The following is a 19,780-nucleotide window of genomic DNA, read 5'->3' on the forward strand; positions in this document are numbered from 1 at the left end:
CAATGACTCGAACAGCAGGTTTCACATTAGTAGAGCTAATGATCGTGGTTGGGATTGTAGCGATCATGGCAGTATTAGCGTTTCCATCATTTAGCCAGCAAATCATGCAAGATCGCGTGGTGACTACTGCCAATCAACTGAACAGTGTTTATAAATATGCGCGTAGTGAAGCCGTCAAGCGTGATCGTGATGTTAAATTAGTGGTAAGTGGCGATAAATGGCAGGTAAAAGCAGCTGTTGATGGAGTTGATACGGTATTAAAAGAATTTGTGATCCAACACCAAGGCGTAACCGTTGGGTTAGTCGATCGAACTGTCTGGTCAAGTGGCGAAATCTCTGCGGCGAGCGAGATTTTAGTTAAAGATGACAATGATAAAACGGTAGATTATTACTTGTGCATTTTAAAAAGCGGCCAAAATTGGTTGGCTGAACAGTCAGTGGCGTGTGCATAATGATTAAACAAAGTGGTTTTTCATTATTAGAGGTGATGCTGTCGGTGGTTATTGCCGGTATTGCTTTATTAGGGTTGGCAGCAGCACAACTCAAATCACTCCAATATGCCACTAACAGTTTTAATTACACTGTATCGCTGGTGCAAGGGCAAAATACCTTAGAGCGTATTTGGCCTCGCTTGTGTGAATTACAAACAACAAATCCGGCATTATTTACCGAAGCCAATTTTCGTGCTTTTTTAGGCCCACAACTAGATGATTATCAACTGAGCTTACCTGCAACATATGGACATGATATGCAAATTACCGTTTCATGGGCTGATGAGCGGATCAAGCAACAAGACCCTGCTCAATTAGAAAATCAAATTACCTTAAATGCTAGTTACCCCGAACTACCCGTTGGCTGTATCTGATGAGCGTTTTATCACGCATACGAGGTTATACCCTAGTAGAACTGACGGTGGCTCTAGCCGCTGGTTCATTCCTACTAGCTGGTGTTAGCCTGTCATACTCCGCTATTCAAGGCACTATTACTGTTAGTAAAGAGCTGGAAAATGCGCAAGAAGTGATCCGCTATACCAGCAAAGTGTTTAATCGTAGTATAAAGCAAACTCCAACAGTACCAGTGCTTGCCGCAGATGGTTCAACAATAACTATTTCTCAGCCAGCTGGGGTTATTAGCTGCAATGGCAGCGTCTCAGCCGCTGCTATTACAGAGGTTTATAGCTTAGCTGGCTCTAATTTAATGTGTGCGATAGGAGCTGCTCCAGCAGAGCGGTTATTGACGGGAGTCGCCCAGTTGAGTTTTGCAATTGATAACAATATTGTCACTATTAATGTTGGCCCAGAAAACTTACCTGCGCAATTTGGTAACACGATTGCCATTGATATTGCTGTATCTAATGTGATTTTAAACAATGCTTTTGGTGGTGTGTAATGGCTAAAAAACAATGCGGTTTTACACTTGTTACAGTACTTATCCTCACCAGTATGGCGAGTATTGTGGTGCTTAATTCATTGCGTGAAAATATTGTTCAAGAGCGTATGAGCGGTAATTTTCAAAAGAAAATGAATAGCCGATTATTGGCTGAAAAAGGTGTTTTTGAAGAAGCTAAGTTACTACAGCAAGCTTTATTAGATGATAAAAGCTTAGATATCGATGGTTTAATTGCTGCAACAGGTAATATCTCTGGTATTGGTTTGATTGGCGATGATGCTACTTATAATGCAAGTATCGCTAAAAATGCTGCTGGAGAGCTGGAAATCTCTAGCATTGGTGAGCGTTATAATGGCGATGCACAAAGTAATTTAGTGGCACGGTTTGGTTTTACGCCAGGTAAAGGTGGCTCTGTTTTTGAAAATGCAATCGTGGGTTGTGAAGGGGTGTCACTCAGTGCCAGTGGTCGCATTGATAGTTATGACTCAAGCCTAGGCGATTACGATCCCGGTAATGCCGAAGCCGCTGCTGTAATAGGCACTATTTATAAAGATAAAGACGTGACGTTATCTGGTGCTTCAACTATTTGGGGCAGTGTTCATGCTACTGGAAGTATTATTTTTTCAGGCTCGTCTCCTATTGTGGGTAGTTTAAAAGCAAATAATAGTATTGAGATAGATTCGAATTTTACAGTATCAACCGATCCTCTTTTACCTGAAGGTTTCCCACTTGATACAGCTGTCGGCGGCGACGTATTATCAGGTGGTGATGTAATATGGAAACAAGGTAAGATACTGGGTGTTATTCGTGCTAATAACGATTTAATTTTTCCAAATAATAGTGCAAGCACAGTCCTCGTAAATAAAAATAATGATGGACTCGATGTCATGTACGGCAATACATTAAAAGCGCCGGCAGGATTAGCTGCACACTTAGAGCAAGATGGTATTCTATATTCTGATACTCGCTATAATGAATCGCCACATGTCGAGTTGGTAGCTTTTCAAGATCCTGATAACTTTGAAGCCAGTAAAGTGCAATGCGATCCTATTGATATTGAAAGTGTTGTAAATGATCTAACCGACCCTGCAGCTGAAGATATTTTAGTTAAACACAGTACCACAACCTTAGTTGTTGGCCAGCCCGAAACTCGAGTGATTTATGAGTTAACCCCTGAAATTGGTCAATCTAAAATAGAGAACCAAGGGGCTTATGTATGGGAAAATTGGTTAGGTGAGCCACCGGCAACGCTGAATTATCAACTGGCTACAATTAACGAGCAAATCGACCAAAAAGTACTTAAATCTGGTGGCTTTACTTTAAATAATGGCATCTTAAAAGTAACCTGTGGTGATGTTACGCTAATCGTAAATGGTAACTTTAAAATGACTGGCGATTCTTTTATAGATATTGCACCTGGCAGTAGTTTAACGCTTTATATTGCTGGAAAAGTAACTATGAATGCAGCTGCTGGTGCTATCACTATGAAGCATGGTTTAACTGATACCGGTAAACCCGTTTTTAGTATTTACTCTGGTTTTTCAGAAGCTAATGGCATAGATATTAGCGCTGATTCTGATTTATATGCTGCAATTTATGCTCCTAAAACGGATGTTAGTATTGTGGCTAATGGTGGCTTTAGCGGCTCTATTCGAGGAAAGACAGTAACAGCCTCTGGACGAGGTGGCATTCATCATGATTTAAATCTATCAAATGTTAGTAATGGCGGTAGTAGTTCCACTACAAGTAAACTGGTTTTTCTTGGCTGGTCATATAAAGCTCCAACACCACTAACAGCAGAGCCTGTTGAAGAACCAATAGAACCGACAATTTAATTCCCCCTCTAATAACGGCTAACTCTGTAGTTAGCCGTTTTTTGTAAAAAAGAATTTTATTTCATTTAAACCTTTTCACTTACATCTCACGTCTAACTATTCAAGAAACTTAAAATTCTGAAAGATCGTATTTCCTGAGTGCTTAGGTATACTCATTTCATAATAATAATCATAAAGGGACAACATCTGAGATGTTGATAGATGCAAAACAGGCTTTTACACAGTTAAGCGAAGATGCACTTATTACGCGTGTAAAAAGCGGTGATCAAAATGCCTATGCGGCACTTTATGAATTACATGTAAAACGGGTCTATGGTTTGTGCTTACGGTTACTCGCAGATCGCGAACATGCCGAAGATGCAACTCAAGAAGTGTTTGTGCAGCTGTGGCATAAAATCGCCAGCTTTGAAGGGCAGTCACAGTTTTCAACTTGGCTGCACAGTGTCACCAGTAATATTGCGATTAGCTATTTACGTAAACATAAGAATTGGTTGCAAAAAGTAGTGAGCTTCGAGCAAAGCGGTATGGATGAACAAAGCGCAACAGATTGCCAAGGACTCAATGGACTGGATAAGTTAGTACTTAGGCTCCCAGAGCGAGCGCGTATGGTGTTTGTGTTGCACGCCATTGAAGGTTATCGCCATGAAGAAATTGCCACTATGTTAGGAATGGCAGTGGGTTCTAGTAAGTCGCAATTTCATCGCGCCCGTCAGTTATTAAAAGAGTGGTATGACAATGAATAAGCCAGATTTTGAAACCTTTTTAGCTGAGTCCATTAACAACACTGACTCAGAAATTACGCCACAAAAAGATTTATGGCCAGGTATAGAAAAAGCGTTAACACATGCGCCGCAGCCACAAGTTAAAACTGTACTGTGGCCCAAACTAGCTGGCGTGGCTGCATGTTCAGTTGCCGCTTTATTAACAGTGCAGTTGTTATTTTCAGCTGCTGAGCCTGCAACCAGTGTGGTGATGAGTGACTATTTTACCCAGCAAAAACAAACTTTATTAGTGCAATATCAAAATCAGCCCGCGCTGACCGATAACTGGCAACAGCAATTGGTTGAATTAGAAGATGCTGAGCGGGCAATCAAGCAAGCACTGGAAAATGAACCTGAAAATCCAGCGCTGTTAAAAATGCTCGCACAGGTTTATCAGCAACAATTAGACTTAATCAATAAGGTGCATGCACCGAAGTGGCAACAAATTTAGGAGTATCAACCATGAAAACATTATTATTAGCACTGACTTTATTGCCGTTTTTAGCCACCGCAGGTGAAAAAATTAATGAACAAATTGAGGTGCCAGTTAATAAGCGCATTTTTATCGATAACCAACGTGGTGATGTACGTATTGAGGGCTGGGATAAACCACAATTACAGATCACCGGTGAGCTTGATGATAAAGCACAAGGTTACCGTTTAGAGGAGCAAGGCGGCCGCATTGAATTTGTTGTTAAAATGCCGCGTAACAATAATGGTTGGAATCGTGGCGATGGTTCTCAGTTAGTTATTTATATGCCAAATAGCAGCGAACTTGAATTTACCGGTGTTAATGCCACTATCAGTGCTAAAAATTTAAACGCTGGTGCTGATATTGATGTTGTTAATGGTGATATCAATTTACACAGTATCAGTGGCAATATTAGTGTTGATACCGTTAATGGTGATGTCAGTGCGATAGGCTTAAAAGGTGATATACGCTATGAAACCGTTAACGGCGAAATTAATGATAAAGATTCACAGGGCACGCTGCGCTTTACTGCCGTCAATGGCGATATTAAATCCAAAACAGCAGCACAAGAAGTTCGCTTAGAAAACGTTAATGGCGATATCGACTTTGCTTTTGTGGCATTAAAAAGCCTACGTATTAGCACAGTCAATGGTGAGAGTGAAATTCATATCAATGAGTTATTAAAGGGCGCGCAAATTACTTATGAATCAGTTAGTGGTGATGCCGATTTTTATTTCCCTGCTAACGTGTCTGCGCGCTTTGAAATTGAAGCCCATGCCAATGGCAAAATCATTAATGAGCTGAGTAATGATAAGGCTAAAAAAGCCAAGTACGGTCCATCAAGTGATTTAGAGTTTGCGGTTAACGGTGGTGATGCTGATATTGAAATAGACACTATCAGTGGGCGCATAGAATTACGTAAGAAAAACTAATCTCCCGTAGCAAAGTAGGAAAAGAAATCCTGCTTTGCTCTTTGCACGGCTTAGCCAAGTCGATAGAATAGAGGCCATTCATTGTTAGTATTGCGAAGTTATGGCTAAACCAGATAAACAAGTCGACACTCTTAAAGTTCCTCCTCATTCCATTGAAGCAGAGCAATCTGTTTTAGGTGGCTTAATGCTTGATAATCAAGCCTTTGACCGTGTTGCCGAGTTGGTAGTTTCGCAAGATTTCTATACCCGTACCCACAAGCTAATTTTTGAGGCCATGGTCGAGCTTGCTGAAATAGGTGATCCAATTGATTTGATCACCATCTCAGAGAGCTTAGAGAAAAAGAATTTACTCAGTGGCATTGGTGGTTTTGCTTATTTAGCTGAAATTGCTAAAAATACGCCAAGTGCGGCGAATATCGACGCCTATGCGAATATCGTGCGCGAACGTGCCGTGGTACGTGAAATGATTGGCGTTGCTAATGAAATCGCTGAAGCAGGTTTCAATCCTGAAGGGCGCACCAGTCACGATTTACTCGACTTTGCAGAAAGTAAAGTGTTTAAAATTGCTGAGCAGCGCACCAAAAGTAATGATGGCCCGCAAAGCTTACACAGCATCCTAGAAAAAACCGTTGATAAAATCGAAGAGCTCTATCAGTCACCGCAAGATGGTGTGACAGGGGTAAGCACGGGTTACGCTGATTTAGATAAGATGACCACAGGTTTACAGCCATCAGATTTAATCATTGTTGCTGCGCGGCCATCAATGGGTAAAACTACCTTTGCGATGAACTTAGCTGAACACGCAGCGATGACTCAAGATAAGCCGGTGTTAATTTACTCATTAGAGATGCCCTCGGAGCAAATTATGATGAGGATGTTGGCTTCCCTTGGTCGAATCAACCAGACCAAAGTGCGCACCGGTCAATTAGATGATGACGATTGGGCGCGATTATCATCAACCATGGGCTTATTAATGGAAAAAGGTAAGATGTATGTTGATGATGCATCAGGCCTAACACCTACCGATGTGCGCTCTCGTGCCCGTCGTATTGCGCGGGATCACGGTGGTATTAGTATGATCATGGTCGATTACTTGCAGCTGATGCGTGTTCCTAGCCTCTCTGATAACCGTACTTTAGAGATTGCTGAAATCTCGCGCTCACTTAAGTCATTAGCAAAAGAGCTACAATGCCCGGTGGTTGCACTGTCGCAGCTAAACCGTACCCTAGAGCAACGTGCCGATAAACGGCCAATTAACTCTGACTTACGTGAATCAGGCTCTATTGAGCAGGATGCCGATTTGATCATGTTTATCTACCGTGATGAAGTGTATAACGAAGACAGCACCGAAAAAGGCGTGGCTGAAATCATCATAGGTAAACAACGTAACGGCCCAATTGGTAAAGTACGTTTAACCTTCCAAGGTCAGTTCTCGCGTTTTGATAATTACGCAGGTCCAGCGATAGACGATGATTACTAATGCGTTTAGCCATAGCCGAAATTAACTTACAGGCACTTGCCCATAATTTAGCGCAAGTGCGGCAGTTTGCGCCTAACAGCAAAGTCATGGCGGTATTAAAAGCCAATGCCTATGGCCATGGGTTAGTGAAAATAGCGCAGCACCTTAATGATGCCGACGCATTTGCTGTGGCACGAATTGACGAAGCTTTAGCACTGCGTGCGGGCGGGCTGACCAAGCCTATTGTGTTACTGGAAGGTTTTTTCCATCAAGATGATTTGCCGATTTTATTAGCCAATAACTTTCAAACCATTATCCATGATGAGAACCAGCTCAGCGCACTTGAAAATGCAAAGCTCGATGAACCAATCAGTTGCTGGCTGAAAATCAATACCGGTATGCATCGTTTAGGGGTTGCACCAACGCAGCTGAATGATTTTTATCAGCGCTTACAAGCGACCAATAACGCTAAAGATACGATCAATTTAATGACGCACTTTTCCAGTGCCGATGATATTAGTGATACCAAAACAGCTGAGCAAATTAGCTTGTTTGATTCATTAGTACAAGGCAAACAACAAGCACATTGTTTAGCAAATTCGGCTGGTATAATAGCGTGGCCTGCGGGGCATGGTGATTGGGTACGCCCAGGATTAATGCTGTATGGTGTTTCACCTATGCTGAATTGCACGGGGGAGCAGCACAACTTAAAACCTGTGATGCGCTTAACCACAAAGGTGATTGCTATTCGCGATGTGGATGCTGCGCAAGGCGTTGGTTATGGCGGCTGTTGGCAAAGCGCTCAGCCGACTAAACTTGCAGTGGTTGCCATGGGTTATGGTGATGGCTATCCGCGCCATGCTAAACATGGCACACCGGTGGTGATTGCTGGTAAACGTTATGGTATTGCTGGCAACATCTCTATGGATATGATCAGTGTTGATATTGGTGCAAATGCTGATGGCATCAAAGTAGGCGATGATGTGGTGATGTGGGGCCCAGAATTACCCGTTGAAGAAATTGCCCAATGTGCCACGACAATCCCTTACGAGTTAGTCTGTAATATTACCCCACGGGTAAGCTATGAGTATTTAGAGTAATGCCAAGCATTACTCTTTAATAAAATATACATCGCTAAAGCCCATGCGAGCAAATTCTTCATCACGAAAATTACGCACCGATGCAGAGCCTTTAGAGGTCATTTCAATTTGCTGCACCATTTTTAAATAATTTGTAAGATCAATGCCCTCAGCCGCCGCTATGGCTTGGTACATATCGTGGTATTTATCTTTAGCGAAGTTTATTTCGCGTGGTTGGTTTTTATATTTGTAAGTAATCCGGCGTGGCATAATGAACCTAAAGGTAAAATGAAATTACATTGATTTTACACCTTCTTCGGCATCTGCTCTACCTTTGAATGACTTGTGGCTTAGCTCAAGTTACAATGACGACCTATTTTGTAGCCAATGCTAAGGAACATCATGAAATTATCTGTTGAGATCAGTAAGTACCCACTGCACCAAGATTACATTCCATTTATTAAGGGGTTTATTGACCGTTTAAATACTTACAATGATTTAAAAGTGATTACCAACACCTTATCAACACAAATTTTTGGTGATTACGATTTAGTTATGTCGGTGCTTAGCACTGAAATTAAGCGTTCATACGAAGAGTTTGGCAAAGCTATTTTTGTTTGTAAGTTCCTCAATGGTGATCTCTCTCCCCAATAGCAGCTAAAGCCTTAGTGGATCAATTATGGAATTTATTACAGAAACTCTCGCAGGGTTCACGGCAATGTCGCACTGGGAGTATCTCGCTGTAGCGTTGTCGATGGCGTATTTACTACTAGCAATCAAAGAGAGCCTTTGGTGTTGGCCTGCGGCATTTTTTAGCACCTTAATTTATACCATCATGTATTGGAACGGCGCTTTACTCATGGAGTCGTTATTGCATTTTTATTATATGTATATGGCGGTGTATGGCTGGGTTATCTGGCGCAAAGGTAGTGCTGATCAACATGGCTTAGTGATCACTTCATGGCGTTTGAAGCAGCATTTCGCCATTATTTCACTGACCTCAATTGTTGCGGTGATATTTGGCTATATTATGACAAATTACACGCATGCCGAGTTCGCCTATTTAGATAGTTTTACGACTTGCTTTGCGGTAGTCACTACGTATTTAGTGGCGAAAAAAGTGCTTGAGAACTGGTTGTATTGGATTGTTATTGATGCGGCTTCTATGTACTTATATTACGAAAAAGGCTACTACCCAACACTTGCGCTGTTTATTTTCTACACCATAATGGCTGCATGGGGGTTTAAAACCTGGTATGAAGAATACGAGCAAAATCAAGCTAAGCCTTTGGCGCAATTATAAGAAGTAGCATGACAGGTAAAGAAATTAGCGGCATTTTTGCCGCTTTTAACTCGCAACTCAAGGTATTGAGTACTGAGCGGCTAGTTAGCGGTTTAAGTAACGATAACTTTTTAGTGCGCACTGCGCAGCAGGCTTTTTTATTAAAGTGCTATCGTGAGCATTGGCCTGTGCAGGGCTTGGCAGCGCAAACTGTATTTGCACAACAGCAGGTATGCCCCAAACCGCTGTGGACTGATGAAGTGAACAAGCTTGCGATTTTTGACTATCTAGAAGGGGATATTGCACAAGGTGAATACACTACTGAACTACTACAAAAATTAGTGGCTTTGCATGGTTATCATGTGCAGACAGTAGCAATGGACATAAGCGATGAGTTAGCTTTTTATCAACAGACTCGCCTATATCAGTATTACCAAGCAAGTGTGACTAACGCATTGCAGCAAATAGCCTTATTTCCTCGTGATGAAGGTTTTTGTCATAATGACTTGGTGAAAGAAAACATCATAGTAAACTCGCAAGGCATGTTTTTAATTGATTTTGAATACGCGAAGAGCAATGACGTCTACTTTGATTTAGCCGCCTTGGTTGTTAGTTTTACACTCGATGATGAACAGAAACAGCGCTTGCTGGTAAACTATCAACAACACTTACCTAATCCGCAGCGTTTTTATCGCAGCGTGAAGAAGCTAGAGTGCTATCAAGTGGTATTTTTAGTCTTGTGTATTTGCTGGTACAGCGCACGCTCAGTCGAAGATAAAGTGACATTATTACGTACGCAGTTAGATAGTTTGATTAGTTCAAAAAGCAGTGATTAGAGACCACCAAAACGAGCCGCAAGTTCTTTATATTTTGCCACTTCATCAGCATCAAATTGCGGCTCGCCATTAGCATCTTCACCTTTTACAATCAGTAAGCTTTCTCTGGCCAAACGTTTTACACGCTCAGCTTTAACACCTAAAAATTCTGCAACTTGCTCGGTTGACATTAAACTCATAAATACTTCCTCATGTTAAACCTTTTACAAGCGCCTTATAGGTTGTTAAACGGGCATGGATATGTTGCAAAATGTTTATTAATTTTTATTAAGTATAATTTAATAGCTGTTTTTTGCTTGCTTGTGAAGTAATTTATTCTATTTCGCTTAATTAATAAGCATCTAAGCGATAGATGCTGGTATTTAGTTGCAGATGCCTTTATTATTGCTGCGCCTAAACACTGATATCGCGAGTTGGTGTGGTGGCACAAATGTGCTCTCGTGGTGAAATGGATATCACGTGGCCCTCCGGAGGCTGAGTTGTAGGTTCGATCCCTACCGAGAGCGCCATTTGCTTTAATGTCTTGGTGATAGTGTTCATTATCATTTTCATAATCGCTGATCAGCTGGTGACTCATTAAAATATCTTTGAAATGCTTTTGTGATTTAAAGTATCCTGCTTTGTGATTAAAAATAATTATTTGCTACCCTCAATATTAGCTCGATACATATATGATACCAATCGACTTAAATATTTAACTATTCGAGCGCGCTAAATAAAGCGCTAACTGCGTTAGTCATTTTTCATGTACGGCTGCATGGATGGATGCAAGAGGTAGAGCAATGCAGGAGCAATTGCCGAGAACAACTAGGTGTCAAAATTTCTGCCTTGTTATCACGCTATTTTTCTGTCGCTATAAATGGTTAGTAACTTAACACGGTTGGTATTCGTCACGGTTGCGATCTTTATTGGCTGGGGTGTTTGGTTAATAAAAATATCCACTGCAAGCAAACGAGTATAAACAAAATAAATCCTCTAGTACTACCACAGCGCCTGCACCAAGCTCTGAGTATCTTTTTAGTAAAATAATTCAATCACTCGCGTAAGACAAGCCGTGGTCATTACTATGCCAGTGGGCTGCGACTCTGACGCGATAATAGCTTATTTACTACAGTAGCTATCACCGGTTACTCATAATAAGAATAAAATGAACAACAAAGGTGATAAAACTGATAACAGCACTATACTGATAAGTAACAGCTTTTTTAGGTAATGTTATGCACAATAGAACATCTTTTCAGTTGCTAGCGGTGCTTATTACGCCGCTATTGATAGTTACCTTGGTTGACCAGCCGTGTTGAACGAACGCACGCTATTAGCCAATTGTATTGCGCAGCGATAATGAACATTAAAACCCGCATTTTGGTTTTTGTTATCTTGTTCGAGATACTCGCCTATTCAACCTTGCAGTTGTTCAATACTCTGATCTACAAACAAGCTTTAGATGAGTTTAAGCAAAACGAAATCCAAGCTGTTTTTAACAGTGCTATTTCCCGAATAAATCACCTAGCTGAAAAAATGCAAGGGCATGCTGTTGATTTAGCTATCAATGGAGAGCAGTTGTATTTCTTACGTCAGCAAAAGTCTGCTGCTATGGCAGATATTAAAGATTTGGCACAACGTACATTAGAACATAAATTTGCGAGCTTTGAGCAAGCTATGGGCGGGGGACTTTGGTATCAACCAAAGGTGCTCAGTGAACAGTATCACTATTTTGGTCCATATATTTATAAAGAAAATAACCAACTGCATTTTACTTGGGATCTAAATACCCCTGAATATGATTATTTAAATCAAGCTTGGTATCAGCTAGCGGTAAAGCAGAACTGGGGCTTAGACCAAGCCAGTTATCGGCCTGTTTTTTGGACTGCGCCGTATCGTGATGATGCGGGGTCGTTTTCGCTAATGATGACTATTGACGCGGTGATGCTTGACGATAACCGTTCCCCAATAGGTATGGCCACCATTGATTGGTCTTTACAAGCACTCAGCGATTTTTTGGTGAGTGTGAAAGTCTCTGCACAGGCTCAGCCCTTTTTACTGCATCAAGATTCTGAGCTAATTATAGGCTCTACCGGTGAGCCACAACAAGTTGCGCAGTTTATTAACGACTTCCCTTGGGCGGCGACTTTACTAGCGGAGCAGCAGTTTAATAATGCCACTCGTGTTGAGTTTGCACAGTTATCTACGGAGGATGAGTACATTTTTTATCAACTCAGTGAAAATGGTTTTATCTTTGGCTCTATGGTTCCTAAAAGCGACTTAAATAAGCAGGTTGATAAGGTGTCTTATTTGACCTTAATTACCGGCAGTGCCATAGGGCTTGGTTTTATTTTGTTGATGATTTTTATTCTTAAAGCGCTGTTTAGTCCATTTGATCAGGTATTAAATATTATAAAAAGCTCTATTCGCTATGGTAAGAATAAGCAAGTTAATCTATTGCCAGTAGAATACGTCAAGCGCAATGAATTTACCCCGATTATTGTTGCGTTGAATGATGTGTATTTACAGGTAAAACATTATGTTAGTGATATTGAAGAGGCTAATGCGAAATTAATCGCGTCGCAGCAACAAGTAAAAAAATTGAATGCTGTGCTGGAACGAAAAGTAGCACTGCGAACAGCTGAACTTGAAAGTAAAACTAAACAAGTAACCAGATCATTGGAGCAACTAAAGCGTACTCAGCAACAACTGATTGAAAATGAAAAACACGCCACCTTAGGGCGGTTAATTGCTGGCGTTGCTCATCAGATCAATACCCCTCTGGGGATCTGTGTGACGGCTGCATCGATACTTGAAAGTACCTCGAAAACGATTCATGAAAAAGCAACTAGTGGTAATATGTCTCGCGATGAGTTTAATCAGTCCTATGACCGTATAATACAAAGCGCTGAACTGTTGAGCGAAAATCTTCATAAAGCCACTAATCTTATTAATATTTTTAAGCAGGTGGCGGTAGACAATGATAGCCAAGAAAATCGTTGGTTTAACCTGTGTGAGTATATCGATAATATTTTATTGTCAATTCGTGCACGCATTGAGCGGACACCGCATAAAGTTACATGTCAATATCAGCAGGAAATTCGTTTTTTTGCTTCACCAGGTGCATTGGCGCAAATTATTGAGCAGTTAGTGGAAAATGCTTTAATTCATGCTTTTGACAACAGCACCGCTGGAGAGGTCATCATTACGCTGAGTAAACACGCGAAAAACCTGCAGCTGACTATCAGCGATAATGGCAAGGGCATGCCAGATAAGGTACGTAAGCAAGTATTTGATCCGTTCTTTTCGACCAATAACGCACAGCTAAGTCTGGGGCTTGGCTTGCACATTGTTTATAATTTAGTGACTCATAAACTGGGTGGTGTAATTAAGTGCCAAAGCCAATTAGGCGCGGGCACTACTTTTATCATTACAATTCCAATGAGTGCAGCCACAGAGCCCTAACTTAAAGCCACTTTTTATTTTTAAAGTACACGCCAATAGCACCGGTCAGCACGACTAGAAAAATGACAAAGAAGCCAAACGCATAAGGGCTATCAGTGCCAGGAATACCGCCGACATTGACACCGAGTAAGCCGGTTAAAAAGCCTAGCGGTAAAAATAGCGCGGCAACGACCGACATCACATACATACGCTGGTTAAGTTGCTCAGAAACCTGATTGGTAATGGTTTGCTGAATAATCTGTGCACGTTCGATTGAGCTGTCTAGCTCCTCAATAAAACGGATCAGTAAATGGGTGGTTTCATTCAATTTTGCTTTATCGTTTTCCTCCAACCAGTTATATCGGTTCGCCATTAGCGTGCTAAGCGCTTCTTTTTGCGGTTTTAGATAGCGTTTTAAGCCAATGATTTGACGCCGTAATTGCGACAGGCCTTGGTTATCGAAACGTTTAGTTGGCTCGTCAATTTCATCTTCGAATTCGTCCAAGGTATCGTCTAAGTTATCAATAACGCCTTGCATACGCGAAGTGAGGTTGTGTGTTAATTGGCAAACTAGCTCAGAGATACTGCACGGGCCGGTTTTTGCTATTAATGAGGCAAGTACATCTTGCACCGAAAGAAGGCGGCGTTTGCGGGTGGTGATCACGATGTTTTTGTTAATAAATAAACGAATCGACACCATGTCTTCAGGGCTTTGTGCTGGATTTAAATTAACACCACGTAAAAACAGCATACAGCCGTTAGTCACTTGGGTTATGCGTGGCCGTGTTTCATCAGCTGTTAATGAAGCAAGTTCATAATCGGTCAGTAGCTCGCTGTTTTTTAGCCAGTCAATCGCTTCAGCTTGACTATAATCTAAATGCACCCAGAGTTTACCTTGTTCAGGTTGCCAATTATTTAGCTCTGCACTGTTTTCAATTGTATGTGCACCGCCTTGCTCATCCAGGCTAAGTGCGTGTAGTAAACCATTGAACATAGTAAATTCTCTTAATTGCTGTATGGTTAATATAGTTGACTATTGAAAGAGTTAGGTCAATTAAATTGACTCATCGAATTAATAAAATTATTTCATTGGTGTTTTTACCCGTGTAGCGTATAAGACAGTTTTTTATTAAAGGGCACATTTATGACGGCAAAGATCATTGTTGGTTGGCGTGAGTGGTTAAGTTTACCTGAGCTTGGCATTAATCAAATTAAGGCTAAAATTGATACGGGTGCCCGTACCTCATGTATCCATGCACTTAATATTGAAGAATATGAACTAGAAGGCGAAAAGTGGGTGAAATTTATTGCCCAGCCTTTGCAAGAAGACGAACACACTCAAGTGCAGTGTCATGCTAAAGTAAAAAAGATGAAGTATGTAACAAGCTCAAGCGGGCAACGAGAGCTACGGTATTTTATTGAAACAACGCTCTGTGCTGGTGATAAAAGTTGGCCTATAGAAGTGACTTTAACGAGCCGAGCAAGCATGAAGTTCAGAATGTTATTAGGGCGCACAGCCATGGAAAATCGTATAGTCGTTGATCCGGCTTTATCTCATTTATTAGATAGTTAAGGTTTTAACTATGAAAATCGGTATTTTATCTCGTAATAAAAATTTATATTCAACACGTCGTTTAATCGAAGCTGCCCAGCTGCGTGGCCATGAAGTGAAAGTGATCGATGCGCTGCGTTGTTATATGAACATTAACTCTGAGCAACCAGAGATCCACTATCGCGGTGAAAATCTAAAAGACTTTGACACTATCATTCCGCGTATTGGTGCTTCGGTTACTTTTTATGGCTGTGCGGTTTTACGTCAATTCGAAATGATGAATGTGTTTCCTGTGAATGAATCAGTGGCAATTTCACGTTCGCGAGATAAATTACGTTCATTACAGTTATTGTCGCGTAAAGGCGTAGGCATGCCGGTAACCGGTTTTGCTAGTAAACCAGATGACGTAAAAGACTTACTTGAAATGGTGGGTGGTGCTCCGGTTGTAATTAAATTACTGGAAGGCACGCAAGGCATTGGTGTGGTGTTAGCAGAAACGCGCAAAGCGGCGGAAAGTGTTATTGAAGCCTTTATGGGCTTAAAAGCTAATATCATGGTACAAGAATATATTAAAGAAGCAGGCGGTGCTGATATCCGTTGTTTCGTACTCGGTGATAAAGTGATTGCTGCGATGAAGCGTCAAGCACAAGAAGGTGAGTTCCGCTCTAATTTACACCGCGGTGGCAGTGCAACATTAGTACGTATCACGCCAGAAGAACGTAGAACAGCAGTGGCAGCAGCGAAAGCGATGGGTTTGAATGTCGCTGGGGTTGACTTACTTCGTTCATCTCGCGGACCTTTGGTAATGGAAGTTAACTCTTCACCAGGTCTTGAAGGTATTGAAGTAGCAACAGGAAAAGATATTGCAGGCATGGTGATCGAATTTATCGAAAAAACCGCTGCGACTAAAAGGACCGCAACGCGTGGCAAAGGTTAAAATCAATAGTGCATTTACTTTATTAGGTGAAACGGTGGGGGTAGGCGAGCGTAAAACCCTGGCCTTGGAAGCTGCAAAGCTGTATACCCACTCACCGTTAAATATTCCTATCGAAGTGGTGAATGGTGTGCAAGCAGGGCCAGTATTAATGGTCTGCGCAGCGATTCATGGTGATGAGCTCAATGGCGTAGAAGTAGTGCGCCAATTATTAGCAAAAATAGATGCTAACCAGCTGCGTGGTACGCTGATTGCTGTGCCGATTGTGAATGTGTTTGGTTTTATCCATAAGTCACGTTATTTACCGGATCGTCGCGATATGAATCGTAGTTTTCCGGGCTCTATCCGTGGCTCACTTGCAGGGCGTATGGCGCATATGTTCTTCTCACAAGTGGCTGTTCACTGTACGCACATTATTGATTTACATACGGGGGCTATTCATCGCACTAATTTGCCACAAATACGTGCCAACTTAAGTGATGAAGCAACGGCACAGATGGCGAAAGCATTTGGTACGCCGGCGGTGATCGATGCCTCTTTACGTAATGGCTCGCTTCGCAGTGAAGCTGCTAACCTTGGTATTCCAGTTATTACCTATGAAGCCGGTGAAGCATTACGCTTTGATCCAATAGCCATTGCAGCAGGTATGCAAGGCGTAGATTACGTTATGCGACATTTAAAAATGATCCGTGGTAAGCGCGCTAAAAAGTTACCTGAACCGATTATTGCAAGCTCCACTAGTTGGGTGCGTGCCGAGGTTGATGGTATTGTTCGCGCGCAAGTCTCACTGGGTGAGCGGGTAATGAAAGGCCAAATATTGGCGTATATCAGTAGCCCATTAGGTGACTCAGAGCTTGAGTTGTTAGCACCACGCAGTGGTATCGTGATCGGCCAGCAAACCATGCCGTTAGTTAATGAAGGTGATGCAGTGTTCCACTTAGCGTATTTTGCGCATGCAAATAGCTTAGTTGAGCAGCAGCTAGAAACCTTTATTGATGAAATTAGTGATATTGAAGATGAGTTAAAAACAGCTGATTTAAATAATTAAGCTAATTTAACGGGTTGATTAAAAAGCCGCTGAAGAGATTTTCTTAAGCGGCTTTTTTTACTTTGAGCTGGTCGTCATTTATGATGGCTTTTTGGGGCCAATAATACGTTTAGTAGCAGCCACTTTTGTTGGTTTTGGCTCATTGCTTAACACCATCACCGGACGGGTAACAAACAAGTTGTTTGGGTAAATAACGCGATGACCATCAATATGCTCAAGCACCACATTCATTAAGCCCATTTCGACAATACGCCCTTCTACAAAGTTAGCGCCATCAATCACTCTAACCCAATAGCCAACACGACAGTCATTTTGAATAAACATCAGTAAAAAGGAGGTGAGGTTGCTTAACAGTGACCAAGCAGCAAACAGTGCAACGCCTAGCATGGCAAACAAGGATGAGCCAAGAACCAGTAAACCGCGTAATTCAATGCCCCAAAAAACCAATACTAAACAGAGCATCACAAATGCGAGAATAATTTTTAGTAGCAGCTCTGCGCGGTATTTACGATGAATATCGACCTTACCTTTGATGGTTTTTTCGAGCAATTTTTTGGTGAGTTTTAACAGCAATGGAAATGCCAGTAAGGCAACTAATGTTACCACCCATCTATATTGCATACTAAGAATATCAAGTAGTTCCACAACCTGTCCAAATCAGCTTTATCTGAGCCGTATTTTAGCGTTTTTCGTGACCTTTAAAAGGTATTTTTTACAGTGACAAGCCATTGGATTGAGTCAACATCATCATCTTTATCAAGGGGAGCGGCAATATCTAAATGGATCACGGTACCGGCATTAGCTCTACTTGGTGCTAGCCTTAACCCAACACCAATATTTTTCAACACTTGGCCATTATCGCCGTTATTTTTATCGTTGAACCAAGCGCGACCGATGTCAAAAAACGCAGCACCACCAACTTTAAAAAGTTGCAGCAAGTCGTACTCCCAATAGTAACGTTTTTCTAAATTAACTAAAAAGCTGCGGTCACCTTGTTGATAGTCTAACGGGTAGCCACGTAAACCATTTTCTCCGCCTAGACTCAGTTGCTTGTCTGGGGTGAGATTATTTGCATAATCAAGGCGCATTCTGGCATACCATGATTGCTTTAAACTGGTATTTAAATAATATTGCACTTGGCTACTTGCTAACAGGTTCTCTGCTTTGCCTTGCTGTTCGTTCCAATAACCATCGAGACTGGCCTGAAAGCGCCATAGCGTATTGTTACCGCTAAAGTGGGCTTTTTTTGCATGAAAGGAATAAACGGCACGACTTGCATCATTGCTTAGTTCTTCACTTGAATAACCGAGTAAAGCTTGTAGGTTCCAACCTAAGTTGAGATCTTCAGTACGATAAATACTGTCGAAATTTCTTACTTTAACAAAGTGATCTTCAAACCAGTTGCCGCTTATATAGGGGTAACTTAGCTCTCGTTTTTCGGCCAGCGGTGTATAGGTGTCAGCGGTGCTGAAAAAGCTCTGTTGTTCGTGGGTATAACCAACACTGAGACGCTGTGTCCAGCTATTACTAAGTTGTTTGGAATGGCCAAAAAATATACGGTTATATTCGGTTTTTTGAGAAAATTTACTGAATACTTCGCCGCGTTTATAGAGCGATTCAATACGTTGATCAGATAAACTCAATAAGCCATAACTATAGGGAGTATCAATCGAATAAAACGGGTAAGTTAACTCAAGTAAATGGCGTTTCCCATCATCGTTATCAGAATACTCGACGCGGCCACGGTAGCGGCTAGACAGTATATTCGGGTCATCATAAACAAATAAGTAACCATTGCGCTCAGCATCGGTTGTGCGCGACAGTGACAGGCGTTTCCCCCAGCCAAATAAATTTGATTCGCGAAAGCCGATGCTCGATTTATTTTCGCCGCCACTACGACTAAAGCTGATCTCGGGTAGTAATGTCCATAAGTCGCGGGTCTCTACAGTGACATCAATATTACCGTCGCAGTTAGTTTGTGCACTAATATTGGCATCATATAAGTAAGCTTGGCGACGTAATAAGCGTTCTGATTCGGCCAATTTTTTTGGCTCATAGGCATCTTCAGGCGTAAATAACAGAATGCTTTTAATAACATCAGGCTCAGTGGTCATATGTGCGCGATTAGCAAATCGAAATAGCGCGTTATTCTCTGCTTCGAGTTCAGTATTAAAAACGTTAAGTTGGTTTAGTTTGATTGTCGCTATTTTAGCACTGGGGGTTTTTTCAGGTAATAACTCTTCGCCATCAAGTTGGCGGTGCAGGTTTTTTTCAGTGGCTGTAATAGTATGCTGCTTATTACAGTTTGACTGGCTTTGAATCGCTGATTGCGCGAGGCAATAGGGTGCATAGAGCAGGTAGCTTGAACAGCTCAAAAATAAAAATTTAAAACATCTGCTTACGGCCATTTAAATCCTTAAACATGAACTTAGTCTTTGCTTACTACACACTAACTTACTGTATAAGTCCACCTCATTGTTGCATTTGTGTAAGAAAATAATGTACAAGTACCGCTAATAACTGCTCTGCTGCAACCCCTTCACCATTAATCCATACACTATTACTATAGTGTTCAAAGTTTAAATTAAAGTTTTGTTGCGCGTAGCTAAAGCGACACTGGTGGCGATCTGCACCGCTGGCAAATTCGCTAATAGTGATCTCGGGGGCATGTAGAAATAAATGCGCCCATAGCTCAAAGTCATCATCATTGGGCATTTCGCTTGGGCTAATAATGATGGCATTATGGCGGGGATCTAATTGAAATTCAGTCATGCT

22 protein-coding genes and 1 tRNA gene are annotated in these 19,780 nt (G+C 41.5%); 17 read left to right on the plus strand and 6 right to left on the minus strand.

The annotated features are described in order from the left end of the window. Window positions 1–2: 2 nt before the first annotated feature. From ACMVDV_RS16565 to alr, 9 genes are all read left to right on the plus strand, one after another. On the plus strand, window positions 3–452 hold the full coding sequence (locus tag ACMVDV_RS16565) for a GspH/FimT family pseudopilin (protein ID WP_304180095.1): 450 nt from the start codon (window positions 3–5) through the stop codon (window positions 450–452). Beyond that, window positions 452–865: a type IV pilus modification PilV family protein gene (locus tag ACMVDV_RS16570; RefSeq protein WP_304180098.1), complete on the plus strand. Its 414-nt coding sequence runs from the start codon at window positions 452–454 to the stop codon at window positions 863–865. Before ACMVDV_RS16565 ends, ACMVDV_RS16570 begins: the two co-directional genes overlap by 1 nt. Beyond that, window positions 865–1,389 carry a PilW family protein gene (locus tag ACMVDV_RS16575; RefSeq protein WP_416158840.1) on the plus strand — a complete coding sequence of 175 codons (525 nt, stop codon included), beginning with the start codon at window positions 865–867 and terminating at the stop codon, window positions 1,387–1,389. The genes ACMVDV_RS16570 and ACMVDV_RS16575 overlap by 1 nt, the downstream gene beginning before the upstream one ends. Beyond that, entirely contained in the window at window positions 1,389–3,224 is a 1,836-nt protein-coding gene (locus tag ACMVDV_RS16580) for a hypothetical protein (RefSeq protein ID WP_416158841.1), read from the plus strand. The genes ACMVDV_RS16575 and ACMVDV_RS16580 overlap by 1 nt, the downstream gene beginning before the upstream one ends. Window positions 3,225–3,415: 191 nt before the next feature. Beyond that, window positions 3,416–3,967 (plus strand): RNA polymerase sigma factor, encoded by a 552-nt coding sequence (locus ACMVDV_RS16585; protein ID WP_416158842.1) that lies wholly within the window; start codon window positions 3,416–3,418, stop codon window positions 3,965–3,967. Next, window positions 3,954–4,436: a hypothetical protein gene (locus tag ACMVDV_RS16590; RefSeq protein ID WP_416158843.1), complete on the plus strand. Its 483-nt coding sequence runs from the start codon at window positions 3,954–3,956 to the stop codon at window positions 4,434–4,436. The genes ACMVDV_RS16585 and ACMVDV_RS16590 overlap by 14 nt, the downstream gene beginning before the upstream one ends. An 11-nt stretch (window positions 4,437–4,447) precedes the next feature. Further along, window positions 4,448–5,389: a DUF4097 family beta strand repeat-containing protein gene (locus tag ACMVDV_RS16595; RefSeq protein WP_416158844.1), complete on the plus strand. Its 942-nt coding sequence runs from the start codon at window positions 4,448–4,450 to the stop codon at window positions 5,387–5,389. 100 nt (window positions 5,390–5,489) lie between these two features. Then, window positions 5,490–6,869: a replicative DNA helicase gene (dnaB, locus tag ACMVDV_RS16600; protein WP_304180116.1), complete on the plus strand. Its 1,380-nt coding sequence runs from the start codon at window positions 5,490–5,492 to the stop codon at window positions 6,867–6,869. Further along, window positions 6,869–7,948 (plus strand): alanine racemase, encoded by a 1,080-nt coding sequence (gene alr, locus ACMVDV_RS16605; protein ID WP_416158845.1) that lies wholly within the window; start codon window positions 6,869–6,871, stop codon window positions 7,946–7,948. Before dnaB ends, alr begins: the two co-directional genes overlap by 1 nt. Before the next feature lie 9 nt (window positions 7,949–7,957). On the opposite strand, the gene ACMVDV_RS16610 is transcribed toward alr, so the two are convergent. Beyond that, window positions 7,958–8,197 carry a DUF2960 domain-containing protein gene (locus ACMVDV_RS16610; RefSeq protein WP_304180122.1) on the minus strand — a complete coding sequence of 80 codons (240 nt, stop codon included), beginning with the start codon at window positions 8,195–8,197 and terminating at the stop codon, window positions 7,958–7,960. A gap of 132 nt (window positions 8,198–8,329) precedes the next feature. Here ACMVDV_RS16610 and ACMVDV_RS16615 point away from each other — a divergent pair, with 132 nt between their 5' ends. The 3 genes from ACMVDV_RS16615 to ACMVDV_RS16625 are packed head-to-tail and all read left to right on the plus strand — an operon-like array spanning window position 8,330 to window position 10,045. Then, window positions 8,330–8,581 carry a hypothetical protein gene (locus tag ACMVDV_RS16615; protein ID WP_416158846.1) on the plus strand — a complete coding sequence of 84 codons (252 nt, stop codon included), beginning with the start codon at window positions 8,330–8,332 and terminating at the stop codon, window positions 8,579–8,581. Between the two features lie 25 nt (window positions 8,582–8,606). After that, window positions 8,607–9,230 (plus strand): nicotinamide riboside transporter PnuC, encoded by a 624-nt coding sequence (pnuC, locus tag ACMVDV_RS16620; protein ID WP_416158847.1) that lies wholly within the window; start codon window positions 8,607–8,609, stop codon window positions 9,228–9,230. An 8-nt stretch (window positions 9,231–9,238) separates the two neighbouring features. Beyond that, window positions 9,239–10,045: a phosphotransferase gene (locus tag ACMVDV_RS16625; RefSeq protein ID WP_416158848.1), complete on the plus strand. Its 807-nt coding sequence runs from the start codon at window positions 9,239–9,241 to the stop codon at window positions 10,043–10,045. Here the strand turns inward: ACMVDV_RS16625 and ACMVDV_RS16630 are convergent. After that, window positions 10,042–10,224 carry a helix-turn-helix domain-containing protein gene (locus ACMVDV_RS16630; RefSeq protein ID WP_304180132.1) on the minus strand — a complete coding sequence of 61 codons (183 nt, stop codon included), beginning with the start codon at window positions 10,222–10,224 and terminating at the stop codon, window positions 10,042–10,044. The two genes, ACMVDV_RS16625 and ACMVDV_RS16630, sit on opposite strands and share 4 nt — an antisense overlap. A 255-nt stretch (window positions 10,225–10,479) precedes the next feature. On the opposite strand from ACMVDV_RS16630, the gene ACMVDV_RS16635 reads away from it, so the two are divergent. Next, window positions 10,480–10,554, plus strand: a tRNA-Arg gene (locus ACMVDV_RS16635). Window positions 10,555–11,386: 832 nt separating this feature from the next. Next, a complete protein-coding gene (locus tag ACMVDV_RS16640; protein WP_416158849.1) occupies window positions 11,387–13,492 on the plus strand; it encodes an ATP-binding protein in 2,106 nt (701 codons plus the stop codon). A 1-nt stretch (window position 13,493) separates the two neighbouring features. Here ACMVDV_RS16640 and ACMVDV_RS16645 read toward each other — a convergent pair whose 3' ends face one another. After that, window positions 13,494–14,465 carry a zinc transporter ZntB gene (locus ACMVDV_RS16645; protein WP_416158850.1) on the minus strand — a complete coding sequence of 324 codons (972 nt, stop codon included), beginning with the start codon at window positions 14,463–14,465 and terminating at the stop codon, window positions 13,494–13,496. A 150-nt stretch (window positions 14,466–14,615) separates the two neighbouring features. Here ACMVDV_RS16645 and ACMVDV_RS16650 point away from each other — a divergent pair, with 150 nt between their 5' ends. Genes ACMVDV_RS16650 through ACMVDV_RS16660 form a run of 3 tightly spaced genes read left to right on the plus strand, consistent with a single transcriptional unit; the run spans window position 14,616 to window position 17,005 of the window. Beyond that, window positions 14,616–15,044: an ATP-dependent zinc protease gene (locus ACMVDV_RS16650; protein WP_304180143.1), complete on the plus strand. Its 429-nt coding sequence runs from the start codon at window positions 14,616–14,618 to the stop codon at window positions 15,042–15,044. Between the two features lie 10 nt (window positions 15,045–15,054). Beyond that, window positions 15,055–15,960 (plus strand): 30S ribosomal protein S6--L-glutamate ligase, encoded by a 906-nt coding sequence (gene rimK, locus ACMVDV_RS16655; RefSeq protein ID WP_016709416.1) that lies wholly within the window; start codon window positions 15,055–15,057, stop codon window positions 15,958–15,960. Beyond that, window positions 15,947–17,005: a succinylglutamate desuccinylase/aspartoacylase family protein gene (locus tag ACMVDV_RS16660; RefSeq protein ID WP_192541110.1), complete on the plus strand. Its 1,059-nt coding sequence runs from the start codon at window positions 15,947–15,949 to the stop codon at window positions 17,003–17,005. The genes rimK and ACMVDV_RS16660 overlap by 14 nt, the downstream gene beginning before the upstream one ends. A gap of 78 nt (window positions 17,006–17,083) precedes the next feature. Here ACMVDV_RS16660 and ACMVDV_RS16665 read toward each other — a convergent pair whose 3' ends face one another. The 3 genes from ACMVDV_RS16665 to ACMVDV_RS16675 form a co-directional block, all read right to left on the minus strand. Next, a complete protein-coding gene (locus ACMVDV_RS16665; protein ID WP_304180270.1) occupies window positions 17,084–17,626 on the minus strand; it encodes a mechanosensitive ion channel domain-containing protein in 543 nt (180 codons plus the stop codon). Between the two features lie 77 nt (window positions 17,627–17,703). After that, window positions 17,704–19,413, minus strand: coding sequence for a BamA/TamA family outer membrane protein (locus tag ACMVDV_RS16670; protein ID WP_416158851.1), 1,710 nt, complete (start codon window positions 19,411–19,413; stop codon window positions 17,704–17,706). 64 nt (window positions 19,414–19,477) lie between these two features. Further along, window positions 19,478–19,777, minus strand: a complete 300-nt coding sequence (locus tag ACMVDV_RS16675) for a DUF3630 family protein (protein WP_304180153.1) — start codon at window positions 19,775–19,777, stop codon at window positions 19,478–19,480. Window positions 19,778–19,780: the final 3 nt, after the last annotated feature.

Source organism: Pseudoalteromonas sp. ASV78 (genome assembly GCF_047806705.1).
Taxonomy (GTDB): Bacteria; Pseudomonadota; Gammaproteobacteria; order Enterobacterales; family Alteromonadaceae; genus Pseudoalteromonas; species Pseudoalteromonas prydzensis_A.

Excerpts from the sequence above, each read along its gene's own strand:
- ACMVDV_RS16565 (WP_304180095.1), top strand. The coding sequence starts at position 3 with ATGACTCGAACAGCAGGTTTCACATTAGTAGAGCTAATGATCGTGGTT.
- ACMVDV_RS16570 (WP_304180098.1), top strand. The coding sequence starts at position 452 with ATGATTAAACAAAGTGGTTTTTCATTATTAGAGGTGATGCTGTCGGTG.
- ACMVDV_RS16575 (WP_416158840.1), top strand. The coding sequence starts at position 865 with ATGAGCGTTTTATCACGCATACGAGGTTATACCCTAGTAGAACTGACG.
- ACMVDV_RS16580 (WP_416158841.1), top strand. The coding sequence starts at position 1,389 with ATGGCTAAAAAACAATGCGGTTTTACACTTGTTACAGTACTTATCCTC.
- ACMVDV_RS16585 (WP_416158842.1), top strand. The coding sequence starts at position 3,416 with ATGTTGATAGATGCAAAACAGGCTTTTACACAGTTAAGCGAAGATGCA.
- ACMVDV_RS16590 (WP_416158843.1), top strand. The coding sequence starts at position 3,954 with ATGACAATGAATAAGCCAGATTTTGAAACCTTTTTAGCTGAGTCCATT.
- ACMVDV_RS16595 (WP_416158844.1), top strand. The coding sequence starts at position 4,448 with ATGAAAACATTATTATTAGCACTGACTTTATTGCCGTTTTTAGCCACC.
- dnaB (WP_304180116.1), top strand. The coding sequence starts at position 5,490 with ATGGCTAAACCAGATAAACAAGTCGACACTCTTAAAGTTCCTCCTCAT.
- alr (WP_416158845.1), top strand. The coding sequence starts at position 6,869 with ATGCGTTTAGCCATAGCCGAAATTAACTTACAGGCACTTGCCCATAAT.
- ACMVDV_RS16610 (WP_304180122.1), bottom strand. The coding sequence starts at position 8,197 with ATGCCACGCCGGATTACTTACAAATATAAAAACCAACCACGCGAAATA.
- ACMVDV_RS16615 (WP_416158846.1), top strand. The coding sequence starts at position 8,330 with ATGAAATTATCTGTTGAGATCAGTAAGTACCCACTGCACCAAGATTAC.
- pnuC (WP_416158847.1), top strand. The coding sequence starts at position 8,607 with ATGGAATTTATTACAGAAACTCTCGCAGGGTTCACGGCAATGTCGCAC.
- ACMVDV_RS16625 (WP_416158848.1), top strand. The coding sequence starts at position 9,239 with ATGACAGGTAAAGAAATTAGCGGCATTTTTGCCGCTTTTAACTCGCAA.
- ACMVDV_RS16630 (WP_304180132.1), bottom strand. The coding sequence starts at position 10,224 with ATGAGTTTAATGTCAACCGAGCAAGTTGCAGAATTTTTAGGTGTTAAA.
- ACMVDV_RS16640 (WP_416158849.1), top strand. The coding sequence starts at position 11,387 with ATGAACATTAAAACCCGCATTTTGGTTTTTGTTATCTTGTTCGAGATA.
- ACMVDV_RS16645 (WP_416158850.1), bottom strand. The coding sequence starts at position 14,465 with ATGTTCAATGGTTTACTACACGCACTTAGCCTGGATGAGCAAGGCGGT.
- ACMVDV_RS16650 (WP_304180143.1), top strand. The coding sequence starts at position 14,616 with ATGACGGCAAAGATCATTGTTGGTTGGCGTGAGTGGTTAAGTTTACCT.
- rimK (WP_016709416.1), top strand. The coding sequence starts at position 15,055 with ATGAAAATCGGTATTTTATCTCGTAATAAAAATTTATATTCAACACGT.
- ACMVDV_RS16665 (WP_304180270.1), bottom strand. The coding sequence starts at position 17,626 with ATGCAATATAGATGGGTGGTAACATTAGTTGCCTTACTGGCATTTCCA.
- ACMVDV_RS16670 (WP_416158851.1), bottom strand. The coding sequence starts at position 19,413 with ATGGCCGTAAGCAGATGTTTTAAATTTTTATTTTTGAGCTGTTCAAGC.
- ACMVDV_RS16675 (WP_304180153.1), bottom strand. The coding sequence starts at position 19,777 with ATGACTGAATTTCAATTAGATCCCCGCCATAATGCCATCATTATTAGC.